18 protein-coding genes are annotated in these 20,725 nt (G+C 43.8%); 9 read left to right on the forward strand and 9 right to left on the reverse strand.

Annotated features, from left to right (window positions below):
• The first annotated feature begins 48 nt into the window (after positions 1-48).
• From fusA to H6G92_RS08770, 4 genes are all read left to right on the forward strand, one after another.
• The gene (gene fusA, locus H6G92_RS08755; protein ID WP_190892866.1) at positions 49-2,127 is read left to right on the forward strand and encodes an elongation factor G; all 2,079 of its coding nucleotides are present in this window, start codon (positions 49-51) and stop codon (positions 2,125-2,127) included.
• 23 nt (positions 2,128-2,150) lie between these two features.
• The gene (tuf, locus tag H6G92_RS08760; RefSeq protein WP_190892868.1) at positions 2,151-3,380 is read left to right on the forward strand and encodes an elongation factor Tu; all 1,230 of its coding nucleotides are present in this window, start codon (positions 2,151-2,153) and stop codon (positions 3,378-3,380) included.
• Between the two features lie 183 nt (positions 3,381-3,563).
• Positions 3,564-3,881, forward strand: coding sequence for a 30S ribosomal protein S10 (gene rpsJ, locus H6G92_RS08765; protein WP_008232935.1), 318 nt, complete (start codon positions 3,564-3,566; stop codon positions 3,879-3,881).
• Between the two features lie 183 nt (positions 3,882-4,064).
• Positions 4,065-4,712 carry an LON peptidase substrate-binding domain-containing protein gene (locus H6G92_RS08770; RefSeq protein ID WP_190892871.1) on the forward strand — a complete coding sequence of 216 codons (648 nt, stop codon included), beginning with the start codon at positions 4,065-4,067 and terminating at the stop codon, positions 4,710-4,712.
• Between the two features lie 106 nt (positions 4,713-4,818).
• Here the strand turns inward: H6G92_RS08770 and pheA are convergent, their stop codons facing one another.
• A complete protein-coding gene (gene pheA / locus H6G92_RS08775; protein ID WP_190892873.1) occupies positions 4,819-5,694 on the reverse strand; it encodes a prephenate dehydratase in 876 nt (291 codons plus the stop codon).
• Positions 5,695-6,161: 467 nt separating this feature from the next.
• Here pheA and H6G92_RS08780 point away from each other — a divergent pair, with 467 nt between their 5' ends.
• Positions 6,162-6,752, forward strand: coding sequence for a DUF1997 domain-containing protein (locus H6G92_RS08780; protein ID WP_190892875.1), 591 nt, complete (start codon positions 6,162-6,164; stop codon positions 6,750-6,752).
• Between the two features lie 8 nt (positions 6,753-6,760).
• On the opposite strand, the gene H6G92_RS08785 is transcribed toward H6G92_RS08780, so the two are convergent.
• The 4 genes from H6G92_RS08785 to H6G92_RS08800 all read right to left on the reverse strand — a co-directional run bounded on the left by H6G92_RS08785 (position 6,761) and on the right by H6G92_RS08800 (position 13,580).
• On the reverse strand, positions 6,761-7,417 hold the full coding sequence (locus H6G92_RS08785) for a ribonuclease HII (RefSeq protein ID WP_190892876.1): 657 nt from the start codon (positions 7,415-7,417) through the stop codon (positions 6,761-6,763).
• 8 nt (positions 7,418-7,425) lie between these two features.
• Positions 7,426-9,549, reverse strand: a complete 2,124-nt coding sequence (locus H6G92_RS08790) for an Rne/Rng family ribonuclease (RefSeq protein ID WP_190892877.1) — start codon at positions 9,547-9,549, stop codon at positions 7,426-7,428.
• A gap of 850 nt (positions 9,550-10,399) precedes the next feature.
• Positions 10,400-13,102: a TIGR03960 family B12-binding radical SAM protein gene (locus H6G92_RS08795; protein ID WP_190892878.1), complete on the reverse strand. Its 2,703-nt coding sequence runs from the start codon at positions 13,100-13,102 to the stop codon at positions 10,400-10,402.
• 148 nt (positions 13,103-13,250) lie between these two features.
• Positions 13,251-13,580, reverse strand: coding sequence for an STAS domain-containing protein (locus tag H6G92_RS08800; protein ID WP_190892879.1), 330 nt, complete (start codon positions 13,578-13,580; stop codon positions 13,251-13,253).
• Between the two features lie 472 nt (positions 13,581-14,052).
• Here H6G92_RS08800 and H6G92_RS08805 point away from each other — a divergent pair, with 472 nt between their 5' ends.
• Entirely contained in the window at positions 14,053-14,256 is a 204-nt protein-coding gene (locus tag H6G92_RS08805) for a hypothetical protein (protein WP_190892880.1), read from the forward strand.
• A gap of 253 nt (positions 14,257-14,509) precedes the next feature.
• On the opposite strand, the gene H6G92_RS08810 is transcribed toward H6G92_RS08805, so the two are convergent.
• Positions 14,510-14,869 (reverse strand): hypothetical protein, encoded by a 360-nt coding sequence (locus H6G92_RS08810; protein WP_190893040.1) that lies wholly within the window; start codon positions 14,867-14,869, stop codon positions 14,510-14,512.
• Between the two features lie 300 nt (positions 14,870-15,169).
• On the opposite strand from H6G92_RS08810, the gene clpS reads away from it, so the two are divergent.
• From clpS to H6G92_RS40230, 3 genes are all read left to right on the forward strand, one after another.
• Positions 15,170-15,451: an ATP-dependent Clp protease adapter ClpS gene (gene clpS / locus H6G92_RS08815; protein WP_114081141.1), complete on the forward strand. Its 282-nt coding sequence runs from the start codon at positions 15,170-15,172 to the stop codon at positions 15,449-15,451.
• Positions 15,452-15,522: 71 nt separating this feature from the next.
• Positions 15,523-16,347: a CPBP family intramembrane glutamic endopeptidase gene (locus H6G92_RS08820; protein ID WP_190892881.1), complete on the forward strand. Its 825-nt coding sequence runs from the start codon at positions 15,523-15,525 to the stop codon at positions 16,345-16,347.
• Positions 16,348-16,363: 16 nt separating this feature from the next.
• Entirely contained in the window at positions 16,364-16,492 is a 129-nt protein-coding gene (locus tag H6G92_RS40230; RefSeq protein WP_277926729.1) for a hypothetical protein, read from the forward strand.
• A 29-nt stretch (positions 16,493-16,521) separates the two neighbouring features.
• Here H6G92_RS40230 and H6G92_RS08825 read toward each other — a convergent pair whose 3' ends face one another.
• The 3 genes from H6G92_RS08825 to H6G92_RS08835 form a co-directional block, all read right to left on the reverse strand.
• Positions 16,522-17,160, reverse strand: a complete 639-nt coding sequence (locus tag H6G92_RS08825; RefSeq protein WP_190892882.1) for a pentapeptide repeat-containing protein — start codon at positions 17,158-17,160, stop codon at positions 16,522-16,524.
• Entirely contained in the window at positions 17,157-18,554 is a 1,398-nt protein-coding gene (locus tag H6G92_RS08830) for a DICT sensory domain-containing protein (RefSeq protein WP_190892884.1), read from the reverse strand. Before H6G92_RS08830 ends, H6G92_RS08825 begins: the two co-directional genes overlap by 4 nt.
• A 93-nt stretch (positions 18,555-18,647) precedes the next feature.
• On the reverse strand, positions 18,648-20,237 hold the full coding sequence (locus H6G92_RS08835; protein WP_190892887.1) for a photosystem II high light acclimation radical SAM protein: 1,590 nt from the start codon (positions 20,235-20,237) through the stop codon (positions 18,648-18,650).
• Positions 20,238-20,725: the final 488 nt, after the last annotated feature.

The following is a 20,725-nucleotide window of genomic DNA, read 5'->3' on the forward strand; positions in this document are numbered from 1 at the left end:
AAGAGTAATATACAAGATATCATGAGGCAAAAACTATAGGAGGTAGCTGTGGCACGCACGATCCCGCTAGAGAAAGTACGCAACATTGGTATTGCGGCGCATATAGATGCGGGCAAAACAACAACAACAGAGAGAATATTATTTTACTCTGGGATAATTCATAAAATTGGCGAAGTTCATGAAGGAACTGCCGTCACAGACTGGATGGAGCAGGAGCGGGAGCGGGGAATCACCATTACTGCCGCTGCTATCAGTACCAGTTGGAAAGATCATCAAATTAACATTATCGATACTCCGGGTCACGTAGACTTCACAATTGAAGTTGAGCGTTCCATGCGCGTGTTGGATGGTGTAATCGCAGTCTTTTGTTCTGTGGGTGGCGTGCAACCGCAGTCTGAGACAGTGTGGCGTCAAGCAGAACGCTACAAAGTTCCTCGGATAGCCTTCATAAACAAGATGGATCGCACCGGAGCGAACTTTTATAAAGTTCACGACCAAATCCGCGATCGCCTGCGGGCGAATGCGATCGCCATTCAACTGCCAATTGGTAGTGAAAATGACTTCCGAGGTATCGTTGACCTAGTACGGCAGCGTGCGTATATTTACGCCAATGACCAAGGAACCGATATCCAGGAAACCGATATTCCGGAAGAATTGCAAGCGCAGGTAGACGAATTCCGCACCAAGCTAATAGAAGCCGCAGCAGAAACCGATGATGCTCTGATGACTAAGTACTTCGAGGGCGAAGAACTTACAGAACAGGAAGTTAGGACTGCCCTGCGTAAAGGCACAATTGCGGGGACGATTGTACCAGTACTTTGCGGTTCAGCATTTAAAAACAAAGGCGTGCAGTTGATGCTGGATGCCGTTGTAGATTACCTGCCAGCGCCAAGTGAAGTACCGCCAATTCAAGGCTTACTGCCGAATGGCGATACTGTTGAGCGGCGGGCTGATGACAACGAACCCCTAGCAGCTCTGGCATTCAAAATTATGGCTGACCCTTACGGTCGCCTTACATTTGTTCGCGTTTATTCTGGTGTCCTGAAAAAGGGCAGCTACGTTCTCAACGCTAGTAAGAATAAAAAAGAACGGATTTCCCGCTTAGTTCTCATGAAGGCAGATGATCGACAAGACGTCGATGAACTGCGAGCGGGTGATTTAGGAGCAGCTCTGGGATTGAAAGACACCTTGACAGGTGACACCCTCTGTGATGATGGATCGCCAGTAATTCTGGAATCCCTATTCATTCCTGAGCCTGTGATCTCGGTGGCGGTTGAACCCAAAACCAAGAACGACATGGACAAACTGTCCAAGGCTCTGCAATCTCTCTCAGAAGAAGACCCCACCTTCCGAGTCCGCGTCGATCCGGAAACAAACCAGACCGTAATCGCGGGAATGGGAGAGCTACACCTAGAAATTCTAGTAGACCGGATGTTACGAGAATTCAAGGTGGAAGCGAATGTAGGTGCGCCACAAGTAGCTTACCGAGAAACAATTCGGAAAGCTGTGAACAAAGTTGAGGGCAAATTCATTCGCCAAAGTGGTGGTAAAGGCCAATACGGTCACGTTGTGATCAATTTGGAGCCAGGAGACCCTGGTACTGGCTTTGAATTCGTCTCCAAAATTGCTGGGGGTTCAGTACCTAAAGAGTACGTTGGTCCCGCAGAACAAGGAATGAAAGAAAGCTGCGAATCCGGTGTTCTAGCTGGATATCCGTTGATTGACGTTAAAGCGACGCTAATTGATGGGTCATACCACGATGTAGACTCTTCGGAAATGGCTTTTAAAATCGCTGGCTCAATGGCGATGAAAGAGGCTGTGCTGAAAGCTTCACCCGTCCTCTTAGAGCCTATGATGAAAGTTGAGGTTGAAGTTCCTGAAGACTATATCGGGAACGTCATTGGCGACCTCATCGCCCGCCGAGGGCAGATTGAAAGCCAAAGCACCGAACAGGGACTCGCTAAGGTCGCATCCAAAGTTCCATTAGCGACCATGTTTGGCTACGCAACTGATATCCGGTCGAAGACCCAAGGTCGGGGTATCTTCACGATGGAGTTCAGCCACTACGAAGAGGTGCCTCGCAGCGTAGCTGAAACTATCATTGCAAAAAGCAAAGGGAACGCTTAGTTAAAATAAGGAAATGAGCATTCATGGCACGCGCAAAGTTTGAAAGAAATAAACCCCACATCAATATCGGTACTATTGGCCACGTTGACCACGGTAAAACCACGTTAACAGCAGCCATCACTATGACCTTGGCAGCTATGGGTCAAGCTGTAGCTAAGGGCTACGATCAAATCGATAACGCGCCAGAAGAAAAGGCACGGGGTATTACCATCAATACCGCCCACGTTGAGTATGAAACCGAAAATCGGCACTATGCTCACGTAGACTGTCCTGGACACGCTGACTATGTGAAGAACATGATCACCGGCGCTGCTCAGATGGATGGTGGCATCCTCGTAGTTGCTGCTACTGATGGTCCTATGCCCCAAACCCGCGAACATATCCTGTTGGCAAAACAGGTGGGCGTTCCCAGTCTGGTTGTATTCTTGAATAAAGAAGACTTGATGGATGACCCAGAACTCTTGGAACTAGTCGAACTAGAACTTAGAGAACTGCTTTCCAGCTACGATTTCCCTGGTGATGATATCCCCATCATCAAAGGATCTGGTCTGCAAGCTCTTGAAGCAATGACCAAGAATCCCAAGACCCAACGCGGTGAAAATCCTTGGGTAGACAAAATCTATGAATTGATGGACGCTGTGGATTCTTTCATCCCCACCCCTGAGCGGGATGTTGATAAGCCCTTCCTGATGGCTGTAGAAGACGTGTTCTCAATCACAGGTCGTGGTACTGTCGCCACCGGCCGGATTGAACGGGGTGTTGTCAAAGTTGGAGATAACGTTGAACTAGTGGGTATCAGAGATACTCGCGCCACTACCGTAACTGGTATTGAAATGTTCAAGAAGAGTCTTGACCAAGGTATGGCTGGAGATAACGCTGGCGTACTTCTCCGGGGTATCCAGAAGGCTGATATTGAACGGGGTATGGTAATTGCCAAACCAGGTTCAATTAAACCCCACCTGGAATTTGAAGGTGAAGTATACGTCCTAACAGAAAAAGAAGGTGGTCGTAAGACTCCATTTTTTGCTGGCTACCGTCCCCAGTTCTACGTGCGGACAACTGATGTAACTGGTACTATCAAAGCCTACACCTCCGATGAAGGCAAAGAAGTAGAAATGGTCATGCCAGGCGATCGCATCAAGATGACAGTAGAATTGATCAACGCGATCGCTATTGAACAAGGAATGCGCTTCGCTATCCGCGAAGGTGGTCGCACCATAGGTGCTGGTGTCGTCTCCAAAATTATCAAGTAGCACCTTTTTGCTCATAACGAAGGAGCAGAGATGGTATTTATTGTGCCTCTCTGCTCCTTTCTCTTCCCTCTATAAATAAGGTAATAGGTTACAGGGGACAGGTGATAGTTTTCTGTGACCTATAACTTGTAACCTTAAACCAGTAAATACTCCCCTAATTACGCAGAACCTGGAAAATTAAAGATGGCAACTCTACAGCAGCAGAAAATTAGAATTCGCTTACAAGCTTTTGATCGACGCTTATTAGATACATCTTGCGAGAAGATTGTAGACACAGCTAACCGCACCAACGCTACAGCCATAGGCCCAATTCCTTTACCAACAAAACGCCGGATCTATTGTGTGCTGCGATCGCCTCACGTAGATAAAGACTCACGGGAACACTTTGAAACACGTACTCATCGCCGAATTATTGACATTTACCAGCCCTCTTCTAAGACTATTGATGCTCTGATGAAATTGGATCTACCATCCGGTGTAGATATCGAAGTCAAACTCTAAGTAGTCATTAGTCATTAGCAAATGACAAAAAACAAATGATATTAGTATGAATTTTTACATGGCCCTGAAGAAATATATCTCAGGGCTTTTATTTAGCTAGGAAACAAATGATAGAATGTAGACAAAGTACGGGAAAAGCAGAGAAAAAGAAATTTTAAAGATTAAGTTTATACCAAGGTAACAATGACATCATCTTCTAAAATTGCAGTTCGCGAACTACCTCTGTTCCCGTTACCCGAAGTAGTTCTATTTCCTACTAGACCACTGCCTTTGCACATCTTTGAATTTCGCTACCGAATCATGATGAACACGATTTTGGAGAGCGATCGCAGGTTCGGTGTTTTGATGTTCGATCCCGTTAAAGGTACAATTGCAAACACTGGTTGCTGTGCCGAAATCATTCATCACCAGCGACTGCCAGATGATCGAATCAAAATGTTGACTTTAGGGCAGCAAAGATTTCGTGTATTAGAGTATGTTCGTGAAAAGCCATACCGTGTTGGCTTAGTAGAGTGGATTGAAGACCAACCACCGACTAAAGATTTGCGACCTTTGTCTTCAGAGGTAGAACAACTGCTGCGAGATGTTGTACGTCTATCAGCTAAATTAACCGAACAAAATATCGAACTGCCAGAAGATTTGCCTGACCTACCAACAGAGCTATCTTATTGGGTAGCCAGTAACCTTTATGGTGTGGCAGCAGAGCAGCAGTTATTGTTAGAAATGCAAGATACTGCAACTCGTCTAGAGCGGGAAGCAGAAATTTTAACTTCTACTCGAAATCACTTGGCAGCTCGCGCTGTTCTTAAAGACACGTTTAATGAAAAGTGATCAGTTAGGAGTGAGGAGTTAGGAGTTAGGAAGAAATAACAAAAAATAAAAGATTGACAACTTATAATTTATAGTCCCTAACTGATAACTGATAACTCCTAACTTCTCAAGTAACAGCGCTGATTGGCAAAACATTGTAAGCGCCAAGAATTTTTAAAACTTCTGTGTGGATAGTTAATTCTGCTAAAGCAGATTGCATTTGTGCTTCCTTAGCATCAGCTTCTAAATCCATAAAAAACAAGTATTCGCCTAGCGATCGCTTTGTCGGACGAGATTCAATCCGGCTAAGGTTGATTCCTAACTGAGCAAATATTTGCAAAGGCTTTACCAATGCTCCTGGTGTATTGGTAGGCATACTAAAAGCTAGCGATGTGTGGCTGGCAGACGCTTTTAATGTCTGGTATCCATCGTCTGCTTCACCCTGACTTACTACCCAAAAACGAGTAAAGTTTTCTGGATAGTCGTTGATGCCACTGGCAAGTATCGGCAATTTGTAGAGTTGAGCTGCTCTACTAGAAGCGATCGCTGCTGTTGTTGTCTCTTGCTCCAATCGCTGTAGTGCTTCGGTTGTAGAATTACTCGGAATAATCTGTACAGTCGGGAGAAACCGCTCTAACCATCCTTGACATTGTGCCAAAGCTTGCGGGTGAGAGTAAACAGTTTTAATTCTATCTAAGCTAGACGCACAAGAAATTAACATATGGGCAATGGGTAATACCAAAGCCAACTGAATTCGCAAACTGTCTAACTGCCAGAGTGTATCCAGTGTTGTAGTCACACTCCCTTCAATAGAATTTTCCACTGGCACAACAGCTAACTGGGCTTGACCATCAGCGACGGCGTGCAGTGATTGAGAAATGCTGGTATAAGGGCATAATATAGCTTCAATTCCTGTACTTTTGCTTAACCAGTTGACATAAAAAAAAGTTGCTTGTTCTGCGTAAGTGCCAGGAGGCCCTAAATGTGCGATCGATAAAGTCATACCTTTAGCCTTGAGTTGCGAGTTTAATCGTTAAACAGAGATTATGATATTTTGGTCTTGGCAAATATATCCAAATCTACTCTTACTAGATACTGTTATCTCTAAAATTTACGCACTAAACGAATAGACCGAAATATGTATCCAGGAAAACAAATTATGAAAAACAGCACTTCTACCAGATAGATTTCCTGGTAGTTTTATTGCTAAATTCCTCTGAAGATTTAAGAGCAATTATATTGGTTTCCGTCCATAGATAGATGCATATTATCATTTTTATGTCAATAGGTAAATCATTATCTATATTTCTTGAACTAAAGATAGTAATGAGCGTACCAACTTTTTGCTAATCATGTATAGCTGATAAGCAACAATCATTTTTATAGTCAATAAATTTTGTACTTTTCTAATAATCAGAACTAAGTTGTTAAAAAATATTAAAATTAAGAAACAGATATTTTTATCCGCTCATGGCTACCCGGTTTACTGCCTTCCAATCGGTTGAAATCGCTGTTCCAGAGCAGCCTATTCCCATTCAGCACTACTTACGTCAGCCTCAACGTCTAGTTAAGGCGTTGGTTGACAATAGCCGGATTCAGCAACTTTCTGAGGAAGTATTTCGCTTGAAAATGCGTCCGCTAACTTTTATGTCACTGAGTATTCAACCTACCGTAGACATGAGAGTTTGGGCAGAATCAAATGGAATAATTTATTTGCGATCGCTAGGCTGTGAAATCTTGGGTTTCGAGTATATTAACCAGCGCTTTACTCTCAATTTAAAAGGGCATTTATCTCCCAAAGAATTAAGCACTGGCACTCACCTCCAAGGAAAGGCTGATTTAGAAGTGTTGGTGGATTTACCACCACCATTTTCCTTCACTCCTAAGCCGATTTTAGAAGCTACTGGCAATGCTTTGCTCAAAAGCGTGCTGTTATCGGTCAAGCAACGATTATTAAATCAACTTTTGGCGGATTATCGCTACTGGGTGATATCACAAACCAAAGATAATAGAGGACTTGACGGTGACAGTGCTGAATTACCAATCCTGAATGCTGAGTAATTTTGTAATCACTCAACACTCAGTAATTTGATTTGGCAAGGACGAAAAGACAGACGATGTAGGGGTGAGGGTCCGTATTGTTGCAAAGCCAGCAAATGCCGCTGGCTACCATAACCCTTGTTACGCTCCAGGTTGTACATAGGGTATTTTAATGCTAGACGCATTACCAGATCGTCACGCCAGACCTTAGCGACAATACTAGCAGAGGCAATAACCAGTGATCGCTCGTCCCCCTTAACTATTGTTTGTTGTGGCAGTAGCAAGTCTTTGATTGACTGATTCCCATCAACCAAGCAGAGTGCAGGCTGTACTTTTAACTTCAGCACAGCCCGCTTCATAGCTAACAGTGTCGCTTGCAAAATATTTATCTTGTCAATTTCGGCAGTAGAAGCAAACCCAATTTTCCAGTCTATAGCCAGTCCACAAATTTGCTGTGCTAGCTGAGTTCTACGAAAACTAGACAACTTTTTACTGTCTTTAATTTTAGCTGCCATCAGTATTGGCAAGGCATGATTTGGTAGGATCACTGCCGCCGCTACCACAGGGCCAAATAGAGCACCTCGCCCTACTTCATCCACACCTGCAACCAATCCTGGAATCCCTGACAAGGTAGAAAACTCCAGCCAATTGGATTGTTCCAAGGGTGTTGGCGACGTTTCTACCATAAAGCAAATTAATTATCCTCGATCGCTGAGGAACGACGGCGGCGACGGCGGCTGGCAGTGGCGGCACTGTTTGCATCACTTTCGTCTGCGATCGCGTTTACCGCGGGAGGGGTCGTAGACAAGTGTCCCGAAGGGTTTGCAGTCAACTCTACTGGTTCAGTTGTCTCTTCTATCAAAGATTTTTGTTCTGGCTCAATAACTTTTGGTATTGGTAACTTGGTTGTAATTACTTCAGGTGTTACTTTTTGGGCAATACTTGATTCTGAGGTTGATTCAGTTGGGTTCGTTGGCAGCTGACCAGGCTGAATCACGTTAATAATCACAGACTTGGTATTTTTAACCTCTTGCTCTAACTTCACCAATGGAGAGATTCCCATCAAGGCAAACATGTCCTGTTCTTGGAGGCTCATTTCTACAGTTCTAATCTCCGGCGGTTCTACCACTGGTTTGACTGGCTCTGCCTTAGTAATTTTAGTGCGCTCTACAGTGCGCTCTACTCTTTCACTCCAACCTGGTTTACCAAGGGTGGGTGAGGGAATCTCTGGTGCAACTCCTAGTTCTGGTTCCACATCAAGGTCTAGGTCTGGCTCGTTGACAAAAGCCAGTGGATTGGGAACAATCCGAGCTTCATCTTTCCCATTTAACCCATTGATGCCAATTCGACTGCGGCGAGTGCGGGTACGACGCTTATTATCATTAAGTTCTTGATAACTAGGATGATTGATCAGATTTAGGTTACTCAATTCCGAGTCGCCGTCAAATGCTTCCCCAAACCCATCATAGGTTTCTCGTGGTTCCGGGACGCGGGCAGATGGCTGACGTGGTTCTCGGTGAGGTAGGGATACAAAACGTTCACGCTCTGGTGTTTCTGCCGGTATTGGTAATCGGTTTTCGATTTCTCCAGGCAGACGCACAGTATGTCCTAAACCGCCACAGGTGGGACAAGTTTCACCAAACAATTCGTAAATGTTTTGACCCTGACGTTTGCGGGTCAGTTCTACTAAACCCAGTTCGGTTAGTTGGGCAATTTGGGGACGAGCTTTGTCTGCTTTAAGTGCTTTATTAAAGTGTTCGAGAACTTGCAGTTGGTCACGTCGCGATTCCATATCAATAAAATCAACAACGATCACTCCAGCGATATTCCGCAGACGCAACTGGCGAGCAATTTCTGTTGCAGCTTCGCAGTTTGTCCACAAAACTGTTTCTCTAGCTGTTGCCGATCGCGTAAAGGAACCTGAGTTAACATCAATTACGGTTAATGCCTCCGTCGGCTCAATGATGATGTAACCTCCAGAAGGTAGGTCTACTCTGGGTTTGAGGGCTTCTCTGATGGCAGCACTGATGCGGAAGTACTCTAAAATTGGGGAGCGATCGCGATGATGGTCAATCAACAATCCCTGCGGTGTTTGACCTCCACTCCAGTTCTGTAAGTACTGCTTCACGCGCTTCAAACCAGTACTGGAATCCACGACAATCCGATTTACATCCGCGCCGTACATATCCCGCAATACGCGCTGGATGAAGTCATCGTCCCGATTGAGCAGTGCTGGCGCACGTGTGGAATGCGCTTCCTGCTGGATCGCCTCCCATTGCTTTTGCAGCACCTCCAAATCTTCCATAATCGCTTCTTCTGGTTTACCTTCGGCTTCTGTACGCACGAGCAAACCCATTCCCGCGGGTTTGACCAAAATTGCCAGTGCTCGCAAGCGGTTGCGTTCACTTTCACTTTTAATCCGTCGGGATAAATTTACGCCCCTACCATAGGGCATCAGTACTACATAGCGCCCGGGTAACGTGATATTACCCGTGAGCCTAGGCCCTTTTGTCCCCGTTGGCTCTTTCATTACTTGCACCAAAACTTTCTGCTGTGGTGCTAATAGTTCTGTAATTGCCGCTGCGGTACGCTTTAGCTTTAATGGTCCCAAGTCGGTAACGTGAATAAAACCGTTGCGCTCTGGGTCTCCGATATTGACAAAAGCCGCATCTATCCCAGGTAATACGTTTTCTACTACTCCTAAGTAGATATCACCTATTTGGTGATGACCGGTAGCAACAACGAGTTCCTGTATTTGATCTTCAGAAAAGACAGCAGCAATTTGGTGCTGCTCCGCGATGATAATTTGTTTTGGCATTCAATTTCCTCAAAAATTGGCAGCACCAATAGGTCTGGAGGTTTGTTATACCTTTGTTGCCCCTGCAACCCTCAAAAGGCGCTACTGATGATAAAAATCGCAAACCTGATGTTCTAAGTTAAATAGCTATTGGCGCTCTTAAGAGCGTTTTTACGGCGGATTATTCCAGAACGGCTGCATGTTTAAGCAATTAAATCAACCACGGATGGTTGATTTTTGATGCAATACTCTCAATAAAGAGAGTTCTGAGTTGAAAGTTCTGAATCCTGAGTGAGTTTTTAACTCAGGAAGCTTCATTTGAGAGTAATCTACTGAAGTCGTTAAGAAAAAGAAACTATTTCTATTTTCCATTCCCTGGATTTATCCTTAGGGTTATATTCAGCAATACCAGCTGCTACCCTACCTTAAGCCACGCTTTGCGCGTCTGTGAACGTTTGCAAATCGGCCTAACCGACGGCATTTGTTTACCCTACGGGAACGCCAAGGGCGAACAACTCTAGAAGAGTAACTCACTAGCTCTTGGACACTACTGTGGATTAGACATTCAGCAGTTGTTTAAAAAGCATGAATTTGGAGAAGCTAACCGAGCCTGCTGTTAGTTACTGATTCACAAGGTAGCTATAGAGAGAGTGTGTGTTCTTTAATCTGCCTCAGTTTGTCTGGGATAAAATCCTAGAATTTGCACTCTAATATCTTTGCTTTCGCCCCCTGAACACCAGGGTAGTGAACCAGCTAATTCAATGCAGCGCCAGAAAATTTCTCTTCACCCCATTCTAACGCAACCTTGCTAAAAATCAATTCCGACGATATGCCATGTTAGGACAACTACTAGCAAGTTGCCCTACAGGGATTATACCCCTAAAATTAGCCGATTGCGGTGGATGCGCAGGAGTTGAAATTCTCCACTAGCCACTGTTGCTAGCATAAATAGGATTTGTTCAGGACGCAATAGAAAACCATCTTGGCGATAGCTACCTACATAACGGATAACAGATATAGATTCTGCAATGCAATTGTAGTTTTCTACTAATTCCAGTTCAAATAAGCGCTCGCGCAGATTTATGAACTGGCTCTTGCCTGACTTTGTTGTATGCTCGTACCATAGCTCGTCTTTTGCTTTGATGGTATCAATCCATTCTTGCCATTGTATAGGTGTTACTTCTTCCAGTGCTGCTACGGTAATTAAATATTCTGCTGTTTCTAGCAGTTGAGTAGCTGCCGGAGTTTTTAAATCTATCTGCTCCACATTATATATAGGTATGTCTGTGGGCATTTCCTGAATCAACTGTTCTCGAAAAGTATCTACTGCCACTGGTGCAGTTAACTCAAAATCCGCAATTTCACCACTACTAGTGGCTCCTAAAGCCAAAGCAGTTGCTACAGAAATCCGCGGCATTGGATGAAATCCACCAGTAAAAGCGATTGGTAAGCTTGCTCGCCGTACAACTCGGTCAAACAGACGGATTAAATCCAGGTGGCTTACCAAAGCCATATTACCCTGTTTTCCAAACCAAACTCGCAGTCGTTGTGCCTTAGTTGTGTTGGGGACAAATTCGCCAGCGAACTTCGGGATAGCAGGTGATTCAATCACAATGTTATGGCCAAAGTCGGTTCCACATACGCCACAGTGAGAACAACCTTCAAAAGAGCAGTCGGGTACAATTGCAGCTTCTAAGGCACGTTGCAAGTCTTCTTTGAGCCAGTTTTTGTCAATCCCGGTATCAATATGATCCCAAGGGAGGGGAGTATCGAGGGAGTGGGGAGTTGGGAGTGGAGAGTTAGGAGTTAGGAGTTGGGTATTTTCCCTATCTCCCGATCTCTTCTGATCTTGTGCGTAAAACAAATTCCATTCGCCATTTTCTACTTGGCGGTATTTCCAATCTAGATCGGCTTGGGCGATCGCAGACCCCCAAGCGCTAAAAGCTTGATCTAAATTTTCATACCAGGAATCCATACCTGCACCCAATTCCCAGGCACGGCGGACTACTTTGCCCAAATTGCGATCGCCTCGTCCCACAAAATCTTCCATTGCCGAAATGCGGACATCGGTAAAATTTACCTTTACTCCCTTTATCCGGCGGAATTCTTGCCGCAACAGGTTTTGTTTGCGCTTAAATTCTGTGGTAGAAACTGAGTGCCACTGGAATGGAGTATGGGGCTTCGGCGTAAAGTTAGAAATTGTCAAGTTAAAGTTTAGGGCTTTTCTGCCCTTGCCCCGACATTCTCGCTGTAGCCAGCTGACTGTTTCCGCAATGCCCAAAACGTCAGCATCCGTTTCACCTGGTAAACCAATCATAAAATACAACTTGATTTTATCCCAGCCTTGCTCCCAAGCGGTTTTCACCCCCCGCAACAATTCTTCATTGGTCAAACCCTTATTCACGATGTCTCGCATCCGCTGAGTTCCAGCTTCTGGAGCAAAAGTCAGTCCACCTTGCCGTGTACCTCCAAGGATATTGGCAATATTCTCATCAAATCTGTCTACCCGTTGGCTTGGTAGAGTCAGAGAAATATTTTCATTTTTTAAGCGATTTTTGATTTCCATCCCCACTGCTGGTAGGGACAAATAATCAGAACAACTCAGAGATAGTAGGGAAAACTCATTGTAACCAGTTGCCCGCATCCCCTGTTCAATTGCTTCTACAACCTTATCGGGTTCTACATCCCGTGCTGGCCGAGTCAGCATTCCTGGTTGACAGAAACGACACCCACGAGTGCAACCACGCCGAATCTCAATCGTCAAGCGGTCATGTACCGTTTCTACGTAGGGAACTAACCCAATGGAATATGCTGGTATAGGAGTTGCAACCCGTCGCAGAATTCGTTTTGGTACGTCAGAGCGACGAGGATGAACTGAGCCATCCTCTGCCATGTCATAAAACTGAGGGACATATACGCCTGGTATCTGTGCCAAATCCAGTAATATCTCTTCCCTACTCAATCCTGCTTGTTTGCCTTCTTCTAATACCAAACCAATTTCTGGCAGCAGTTCCTCTCCATCCCCAAGGGCGATAAAGTCGAAAAAGTCAGCGTAAGGCTCAGGATTCGATGTTGCTGTTTGCCCACCAGCAAAAATCAACGGAAACTGGGACTGGAGATTAGTAATTTCTCCTTTGCCCACCTGCTGCTCTGCTGCTCTGCTTCTCTGCCTCTCTCGCCACGTCAATGGTATTCCAGCCAAATCCAACATTTCTAGGATATTAGTTGCACCCAGTTCGTAACTGAGGCTAAAACCTAAAATATCGAATTCAGTGAGCGATCGCTTTGACTCTACCGCAAACAATGGCGTATTAGTTTCGCGTAGTTTGGCTGCCAGGTCTTTTCCTGGGAGGTAGGCGCGATCGCACAATTGACGCGGTTGGGCATTCAAGATGTTATAGAGGATGATGTGCCCTAAATTAGATGCACCGACTTCATACACTTCTGGGTAAGTTAAAACCCAGCGTATTGCTGTCGTATCCCAGGCTTTATGTACTGCTAAACGCTCATTACCCAGGTAACGCCCTGGTTTTAAAATATCCGATGTTATTAATTTTTCAACTGCAACAGCCACTGTGCTATCTTCTAGCTACCTTAATTACAGCTACTCAAATCAAACCTTAGCATTGAATTCGGTCTTCTAACAAATTTTATCGTTGCAACTTATAACTCCTTTACATAAAGCCCACTCTTGACCCGAATATTTGTGCTTTTACATAAAGTTATGTTGCAGCTAACTCGGCTTCACTGTTTAATATTTCAAATACGCTATCTAGTTGCGTTAGTTCAAAAATCATTCTAATTGACGGAGCAACAGCGCAAAGTCGGAAACTTCGTCCTAAACTAAGAGCCAGCTTGTGTGTAGATAACAATGCCATCAACCCCGCGCTGTCTAACGATTCTACCGCTGCTAGGTCTACTACCAAGATGGAAATACCATTTTGTGCCAACGCTGTCGTCATATCTCGTTCAAATTCTAAGGCGTTTACAGCATTCAAACAGCCTTGGGGGCGAATAACTGCAATTTTGGGATAGTTAAGCACTGCTTGCATAGTTACATCCTATTGAGAATTGTTGAAGCGTCAAGCTAAGGATTATTTGAACATAAACTCTTTTTTGTTGCATCGACCATATGTCTTAGGTCTCTTTGCTGAATCTTTATGGCTTTAGTATCTCTGTTTAAAGATTGTCATAATTCCAGTTTAAAGTGTGTTTATATATACTTTTTTTTTATCCCAGTTCAAAAACAATCAACTATAGACAGCCCTAAAAAAGACAAATTATCAGTAACTATGCTGAGAAAATTTGCTTAGTCTATAACTAAAGCTAATTTAGCCAAGCCTTAACGGTAAGTTAAATCTCACTCTTTAGCGTTGCTGATGGCATAGGCCATAGTCATAGCAAATTTTCTATTTAACTAATTAAAAAGGTGATCTATATCACTAGTAAATTAGTACTTAGATCACTTTTTATACTTAGATAAATCTGGGAGAATTAGTATCATATAAAGTTTGGTTATTACTTATGAAAACTCAGTACGCTATTCGGAAACTAGTAGAAAAAGCTCTTGACATTAAAAAACTAACTCCTGAGATAGAAAATGAAATCAACTCAGAATTGACAGAACTGGGTTACATTTCTGATGTTGATTACGAAGCTCTGGAATTATTAATGTCAGAGATGGATGCTGGTAGAATTCAGTTAGTTCCTAGCTTGGGATATTTCTAATTGCTTAGGTCTAGAGGTTTATTGCCTATATCAAGTGAATCTGATGGTAAATGAAGAAATAAAACTTTAAAATAGGTAAAACAAGTATTAGTAAAGGCAGGGCTGAATAAAAAGATTGCTTTAACTATCCCTGATGAACGGTTACGAGAAGAGATTGAACGCATGAAAGATGGTGGTATATACTAAAATTAGTGCTGAGTAAAAAAATAACCCAATACTCTAAACGCCTCACTACTGTGCACTCACTCGTTACTCAGCACTCGGTACTATTTTGGTATGCTTGCCACAGTTGGTGAATAAACTGATTAAGTTGCTGCTTGGCGGCTGAGTCAGGTTCAGTTTTTGGTTCTTTTGCTAAAACTTGGCTCAAGAAGGTAATTACTTCTGTGTCTAATGCTGGCCGAAACAAATTGGCAGGCCAAAGCAAGTCAGACACATCTCGCAAATCGGTAATTAGCGGCGATTCCTGAATCAAAGTAACCATTAATAAAGGACGTACCCAGCACAACTGTCGGGAAACTACAAATTGAATGACTTCTGCATACAGATTCCTGTCGCCATGCTCTAAAGACACAATTTGTCCTGGTTGAAGAAAATCTAGGCTAATGTTCATCATTATGCAGTTTGGGCAGGGGCAAGAATTATTTTGTAACTTCCTTATTCTTAAAAATGGAAATGCGCTACGTTTAACGGAAGGTTATGTAACATTAGGTTAGCACTCTCACGGCAACGATGTCTAAGACATATGCCTCACAAGTGGCTACGCAAAACTAATAAAACCAATCCCTGAAAGCAAAGGGTTTTCCTAGCATAGTATCTCAACAGAAATACTATAGAATAGGTAAATAACTGTTAAGCGATCGCTACACAGACACTTTGTAGTAGTGAATCAACAAGAAAAGAGCAAAGAGCCGTGTCAGTTGAAACTATTGAAAAGCCTTCCACAATTCGTAAGCTAGCGCCTCGGTATCGCGTTTTGCTCCATAACGATGACTACAACTCTATGGAGCATGTTGTGCAGTCACTAATAGCCACTGTACCAAGCCTTACCCAACCCCAGGCTGTTAGCATCATGATGGAAGCCCATACTAACGGGCTAGCTTTAGTCATTACTTGCGCTCTGGAACACGCTGAATTCTATTGCGAAACCTTGATAAGTCATGGTTTAAGTAGCACGATTGAACCTGATGAATAGTTATTGGTCATTTGTCATTGGTCATTTGTCGAAATATAGAGTATTGACTAGTGATTGGTGACTTACTTGGTATGAAACAAAACTTTGTCCGTCTAGCTGAACGCCCTGCCCCTATCAGGCTGGGTTGTTTTATTTTGACTTTATTGCTGCTATGGTTGCCATTGGCTGCACCAATATACTTACTAGTGCATGATTCAAACTTAGAAAGTATATTGACATTGGTGTTGTTATATGCAATATTTATTTTTCTCCTGAGACTATGGGGTCAATATGTCTACCAACAGCCCCAAATTCTGCGGCATTATGGCTTAGAATTCACGCGGCAAAACGGAGTGGATTTATTGCGTGGCTTGGCTATGGGCATAATTAATACTCTGATACTTTTTGGATTACAAGGTGTTTTGGGTTGGCTAGTGTGGCAACAACCGAAAGTTTTTTTGCTGAAAATAATTGTAGAGGGTTTACTTGTTGGCTTAGGTATTGGATTTGCTGAGGAATTGTTATTCCGAGGCTGGTTGCTAGATGAATTACAACGAGATTACAGTCCTCGTGTGGCACTGTGGACAGATGCAACTGCGTTTGCTGCATTGCACTTTATTAAACCCTTAGAGGCAATTATTCATACACTGCCGCAATTTCCAGCTTTAGTACTACTGGGGTTAACGCAAGTATGGGGAAAGCGTTGGCGGAGGGGACGCTTGGGTTTACCAATTGGTCTGCATGGTGGTTTAGTCTGGGGCTACTACATTATTAATGTTGGGGAATTAGTGAAGTATTCTGGTCAAGTTCCTGATTGGGTAACTGGTGTGAATAATAATCCCCTACAAGGAGTGATGGGGGTGTTGTTAATGAGTGTACTAGCTTTGTGGATACGAGGGCGAACAGTGAAAAATTAAAAATGGGTAACATATTTTGAAGATAACTAATTTCTTTTTATCTAATTGCCGATTTGCGATCGCGGTCAATATGGGAATGATGGCGGTGATTGAGACTTGTGCAGCGACGGGTGTCATTCTGGGTAGTCCTCAAAAATACAAATAATCGGTATAGGTGGTTTTTTGGTGCAATCTTTACGCAAGCGTCTCAACCACTGTCCCCACCAAACACGCTTTATTCAAATTAACGCCGCTCAAATTTGCACCTTCTAACTCTGCACAAAGTAAATTTGCTCCTGAAAAATTCGCCCCCGCCAAATTCGCCCCCCGCAAGTCCGCTTCTTCCAGGTTTGCTTCACTCAATAAAGCCCCTTGCAAATCGGCGCGACTCAAGTCTGCACCTTTGAGATTTGCCCCAGTCAGGTTTGCACCGCGCAAGTCAGCACCGCGCAAGTCTACGCCTTGCAAGTTCACATTCATCAAATTGGCACCACTCAAGAAAGCACCTACCAATGAGACATCACTGAGTCTTGCTCCCATCAAGTTAGCACCACGCAAATTGCTACCCCGCAAGTCAGCACCCGTTAAATCTGCTTGCATGAGGTTCGCTCCCATCAAATTCGCCCGCAAGTCAGTTTCTTGGAGGTTGGCTCCCATCAAATTTGCCCCCTCCAAATGCCCACCTTCGAGTTTGGAAGCAGCGAAATTAGTGCCGACAAGGGTAGCGCCAGCAAGATTAATCCGGCTTAAATCTAGTCGGGAGAGTTCCTCGTCTTCTAAATTTGCCCCTGGGAGTTGTTTGAGTTTTCCTAATCTAATAGCTTCAATATTCATGTAAAGTAACTACCAATCTGCTCACTTATCTTGCTGTGGCTATCCCATTGGGAATCGAGTATCCAGATGCCGGCGCTGACTTTGGGTGTCATCAAGGGTAAGTCGAGTCCCTGTTGTAAACCCATAACTAATAAAGCTAGGGTATCTACAAGTTTAGGGTCAAAGCGGGTAGATTGTTGCTGTCTGCACTCATCTAAAGCTTGAGTAAATATCTGTTCCCGGCTTTGATTTGACGATTTTCGCTGATTAACTCGCCACTGAAAGTCTGCCAATAATGCCAAAATTCTTGACTCTAGGGGAATTTCATCTCCAGCTAAACCTGCTGGTTCTCCTGTGCCATTCCACCACTCGGTTTGGTGAGTGATAATTTGGGCAACTGCTCGCAGTCTTGGCATTGTTCGCAATACTTGCGCCCCCGGTACTAAGGGACAAGTTAAAGGACAACTGGGAGCATCTTCTTGGTAGCGTGTGGATATACCACCTGTGAGAACGCTTTCTGCTTTCTGTAATGGATCTATGCGATGTAACAAAGCCGCTAGCCGCAACCTTTTAATCTGCCATGCGGGAAGATCCAAAAGCTGGGCGATCGCTTCAGCAAGAACGACTATTTCCGCAGCTGCCATTGGATTGTTGACATCTGCCATATCCATCAGTTGCGCCATTCGCAAAAAGGCTTGGATTTCGTTAGAAACCAAGTTGCGATCTAGGGTTTGTTTTTGAAGGGCTGTGGGTATAGATAAATTCTCTTGCCCATTCTGGAGGTAATCTACTACACGGGAGACAACTGCACCTAAATTTTGGGATCTGTCCATTGACGGTACAATTTGCTGTTTATCGGCTGTGAGTTTTTCTGCCAGTTCTGGGTTGTATTTTTTGATGTGAGCGATCGCTATTTCTGCTGTATCTTGCACTAACTCTGGCTCAAATGTCCACAAGCCATAAAATTTACGCTCTAAGTCTGATGTCGGTACTCCAGCGCTGCCATAATCAGCCTCTGATAACTCTTGACAAATTACCATCGCCGTGTACTTTGGCGATAAAATAATTAAGTGCCACTCCTGCGCTACTGGATCAACTGGAGCTAATGCCACTAAGTCTACATTGGGTAGCTGGCTGGTAGGATGTTCAGCAAAGCCGGATTCAGAGGCAGCCATAATGGCAATTTGGCGACTGCGCTGGGCTATGTCTGCATATCGTTGAGCTTCTTGTAGATACCATTTACCCTGTTGGAAGGCTGTGATAACTAGGGGTGTACCGTCGTCGGTTAAGATATGGTCTTCAAGAGCATGGCACAGGGCAACCAAGGTATTCTTGTAGTAAACACCGAATCGAATTGGCCTAGTAGTGTGGCGATGGGCTGTTTCTAGCTGTTGTAGAATTGAACCTTCTAACATGGGATTGGGTGAAAATAACCGCAGAGGGTAAGTAGGGGGACAGGCGAGAGACAAGGAGATGAAATTTGCTCTTGTCTGATTCTGGGAAGTTTATCAAACAGCTGCTAACTGTTTGTCTTTTGTATCTATTGGGGCAGAAAGTGCTGCTTCTAAGTCGGCACAACCCAGCTTTTCTTCTAAAATTTTCATGACTTCGCGTCCGAAATCGTTAGGGTTTTGTTGCCAAGCTTGCAAGCAGACTTCTCCAAAGAATGAACCAAGAGGTTCGGGATTCCAGAGGAGTTTTTTGGCTGTCCACGGCATCAAGCTCATTGGATCATACCCTGGTTTAAGGATGCCTTCTTTGAATGCGTATTCTTCTAAATGGGTATGGGGTTGCAGCCCAATAAAGAAAATGGCAGGTTCGACTTTATCAGCACCAAAGATCCGTTCTAATTCCCGGTGGTACGCGATGGTTTGGCGGATGGTTTCGGGACGTTCGTCAATGACGTTAAAGGAGTAATTAACGGAAACTAAATCGTTAAAACCAGCTGCTTTTAAATCGCGGCAGTTTTGCAACACGGTTCGTAAGTTATACCCCATCCGCATTTTCCGCACAAGTTCTTGAGAACCACTGGTAATACCTATTTCAAAATAGTTCATCCCGGTTTTAGCCATCAAGTCGCACAACTCTGGTGTCAAATTGTCGGCTCTAATATATGCTGCCCAGTGGATATCTGTCATACCAGAATCGACGATTTTTTGCAACAGTTCTACTGCATCGTCGATAAATTTTCTTGCTGGGATGAATTGGGCATCGGTAAACCAGAAGTTGCGAATGCCGCGATTATACAATTGGCGCATCTCAGCAACTACTTCATCTGCTGGGTTGATGCGTACTTGTTTCCCTTCGACAACAGTGTAGACGCAATAGCAGCAGTTGTGAGGACAACCACGCTTAGTTTGTACACCTATATAAAAGTCTTCTTCTTGCAGGTAAAAGTTAAATTCCGGCCAGATGCTTTCGATATAGTCGTAGTTACAAGCTGTTTTTTCTAGCGGCGTGGGTTGTTCGTGAATTAGCCGTTCCCGTGGTTGAGTTTCTCCCGCAACGTAACAGCGTTCATCTCGAAAATCTCTGCCACTTAAAAGTTTTTCCAGCAGGGTTTCGCCTTCACCTACAGAAATAATTGTCCCTTGAGGTAAGCTTTTGCCCAACTGTTCGTAAAATACACTGACTGCACCACCACCTACAACTACACGGGCATTAGAATTATATTTTTGGGCACGCTTTAAACCGCGTTTGATTAAGCCCTGATTGCGCCATAATTCTACATAGTAAGCGATGAAGATTCGCAAACCGCCCAATCCTCCACGCAGTTTCAATAGAGGATTCTTTGCGTAATAAAATTCAAAAGCATTTTGTAGTGGGTTACCACCACGCCCGCCAACTGGAGCATAAATTTGAATATCCCGCCAGGAAAATACTAGTAGTGTCGGTTTAAAATCATCGATACAGCGATCCAGAGCAGAACTGTAGTCTAAAGGTGGCACTGTTCCCAAATCAAAAATGCGCTGTTCGATATCAGGAAACTGTTTGTGGACATGATCGCTCAAGTAGACAACCCCAATGGGAAAGATAGGGTTACAAGGAAGGCGAACGTAAAGAATTCGATTTTCCATCATGGGTGTTTTGACTTCCATCTTGCCAATCTTTGGGGAAAGCGAGATAAATTCCAGTTTTAAAGCGTGTTTTTGTTTTGGCTGCTCTTAATTTATGACAATCTTGCTTGACATTGAAGCTGATTATTGATACGTGTGAAACTTTTGCTCACAGATGTAGGAATCAATAAATTGCTTTGCATACCAAACGCAGGGGATCAAGAGAGGGTTTATGAAGACATTTTTCATATAGCTTTACGATAACATCGAGTTCATTCATTAAGCGATGATCCCAGGCTTTTAATCCTGCGATCGCTAAAACACAAAAATACACTTCTGAACTAGCTCAAGCTAAGGGGTTCTTCGCCATAGCTACCCTGTAATTATCCGCCTTCAGAAAGTTAAAGATTTTTTGCGGTAAATTAAGAACTTAAAAATGTTCACATAGTGTAAAATTACAAATAAAGCATAAATTTTTACAAAATTTTTACAACCTGGGTATATCTTTAGGTAGAAATAATCTACAAAGA

This window comes from Nostoc foliaceum FACHB-393 (genome assembly GCF_014698505.1).
GTDB lineage: Bacteria > Cyanobacteriota > Cyanobacteriia > Cyanobacteriales > Nostocaceae > Nostoc > Nostoc foliaceum_A.

Bases quoted from the DNA above. Each gene is read 5' to 3' on its own strand.
- H6G92_RS08790 (WP_190892877.1), bottom strand. From the start codon at position 9,549: ATGCCAAAACAAATTATCATCGCGGAGCAGCACCAAATTGCTGCTGTC.
- pheA (WP_190892873.1), bottom strand. From the start codon at position 5,694: ATGACTTTATCGATCGCACATTTAGGGCCTCCTGGCACTTACGCAGAA.
- H6G92_RS08825 (WP_190892882.1), bottom strand. From the start codon at position 17,160: ATGAATATTGAAGCTATTAGATTAGGAAAACTCAAACAACTCCCAGGG.
- H6G92_RS08770 (WP_190892871.1), top strand. From the start codon at position 4,065: ATGACATCATCTTCTAAAATTGCAGTTCGCGAACTACCTCTGTTCCCG.
- tuf (WP_190892868.1), top strand. From the start codon at position 2,151: ATGGCACGCGCAAAGTTTGAAAGAAATAAACCCCACATCAATATCGGT.
- H6G92_RS08800 (WP_190892879.1), bottom strand. From the start codon at position 13,580: ATGCAAGCAGTGCTTAACTATCCCAAAATTGCAGTTATTCGCCCCCAA.
- H6G92_RS08820 (WP_190892881.1), top strand. From the start codon at position 15,523: ATGAAACAAAACTTTGTCCGTCTAGCTGAACGCCCTGCCCCTATCAGG.
- rpsJ (WP_008232935.1), top strand. From the start codon at position 3,564: ATGGCAACTCTACAGCAGCAGAAAATTAGAATTCGCTTACAAGCTTTT.
- H6G92_RS08785 (WP_190892876.1), bottom strand. From the start codon at position 7,417: ATGGTAGAAACGTCGCCAACACCCTTGGAACAATCCAATTGGCTGGAG.
- H6G92_RS08810 (WP_190893040.1), bottom strand. From the start codon at position 14,869: ATGAACATTAGCCTAGATTTTCTTCAACCAGGACAAATTGTGTCTTTA.
- H6G92_RS08835 (WP_190892887.1), bottom strand. From the start codon at position 20,237: ATGGAAGTCAAAACACCCATGATGGAAAATCGAATTCTTTACGTTCGC.
- H6G92_RS08805 (WP_190892880.1), top strand. From the start codon at position 14,053: ATGAAAACTCAGTACGCTATTCGGAAACTAGTAGAAAAAGCTCTTGAC.
- H6G92_RS08830 (WP_190892884.1), bottom strand. From the start codon at position 18,554: ATGTTAGAAGGTTCAATTCTACAACAGCTAGAAACAGCCCATCGCCAC.
- H6G92_RS08780 (WP_190892875.1), top strand. From the start codon at position 6,162: ATGGCTACCCGGTTTACTGCCTTCCAATCGGTTGAAATCGCTGTTCCA.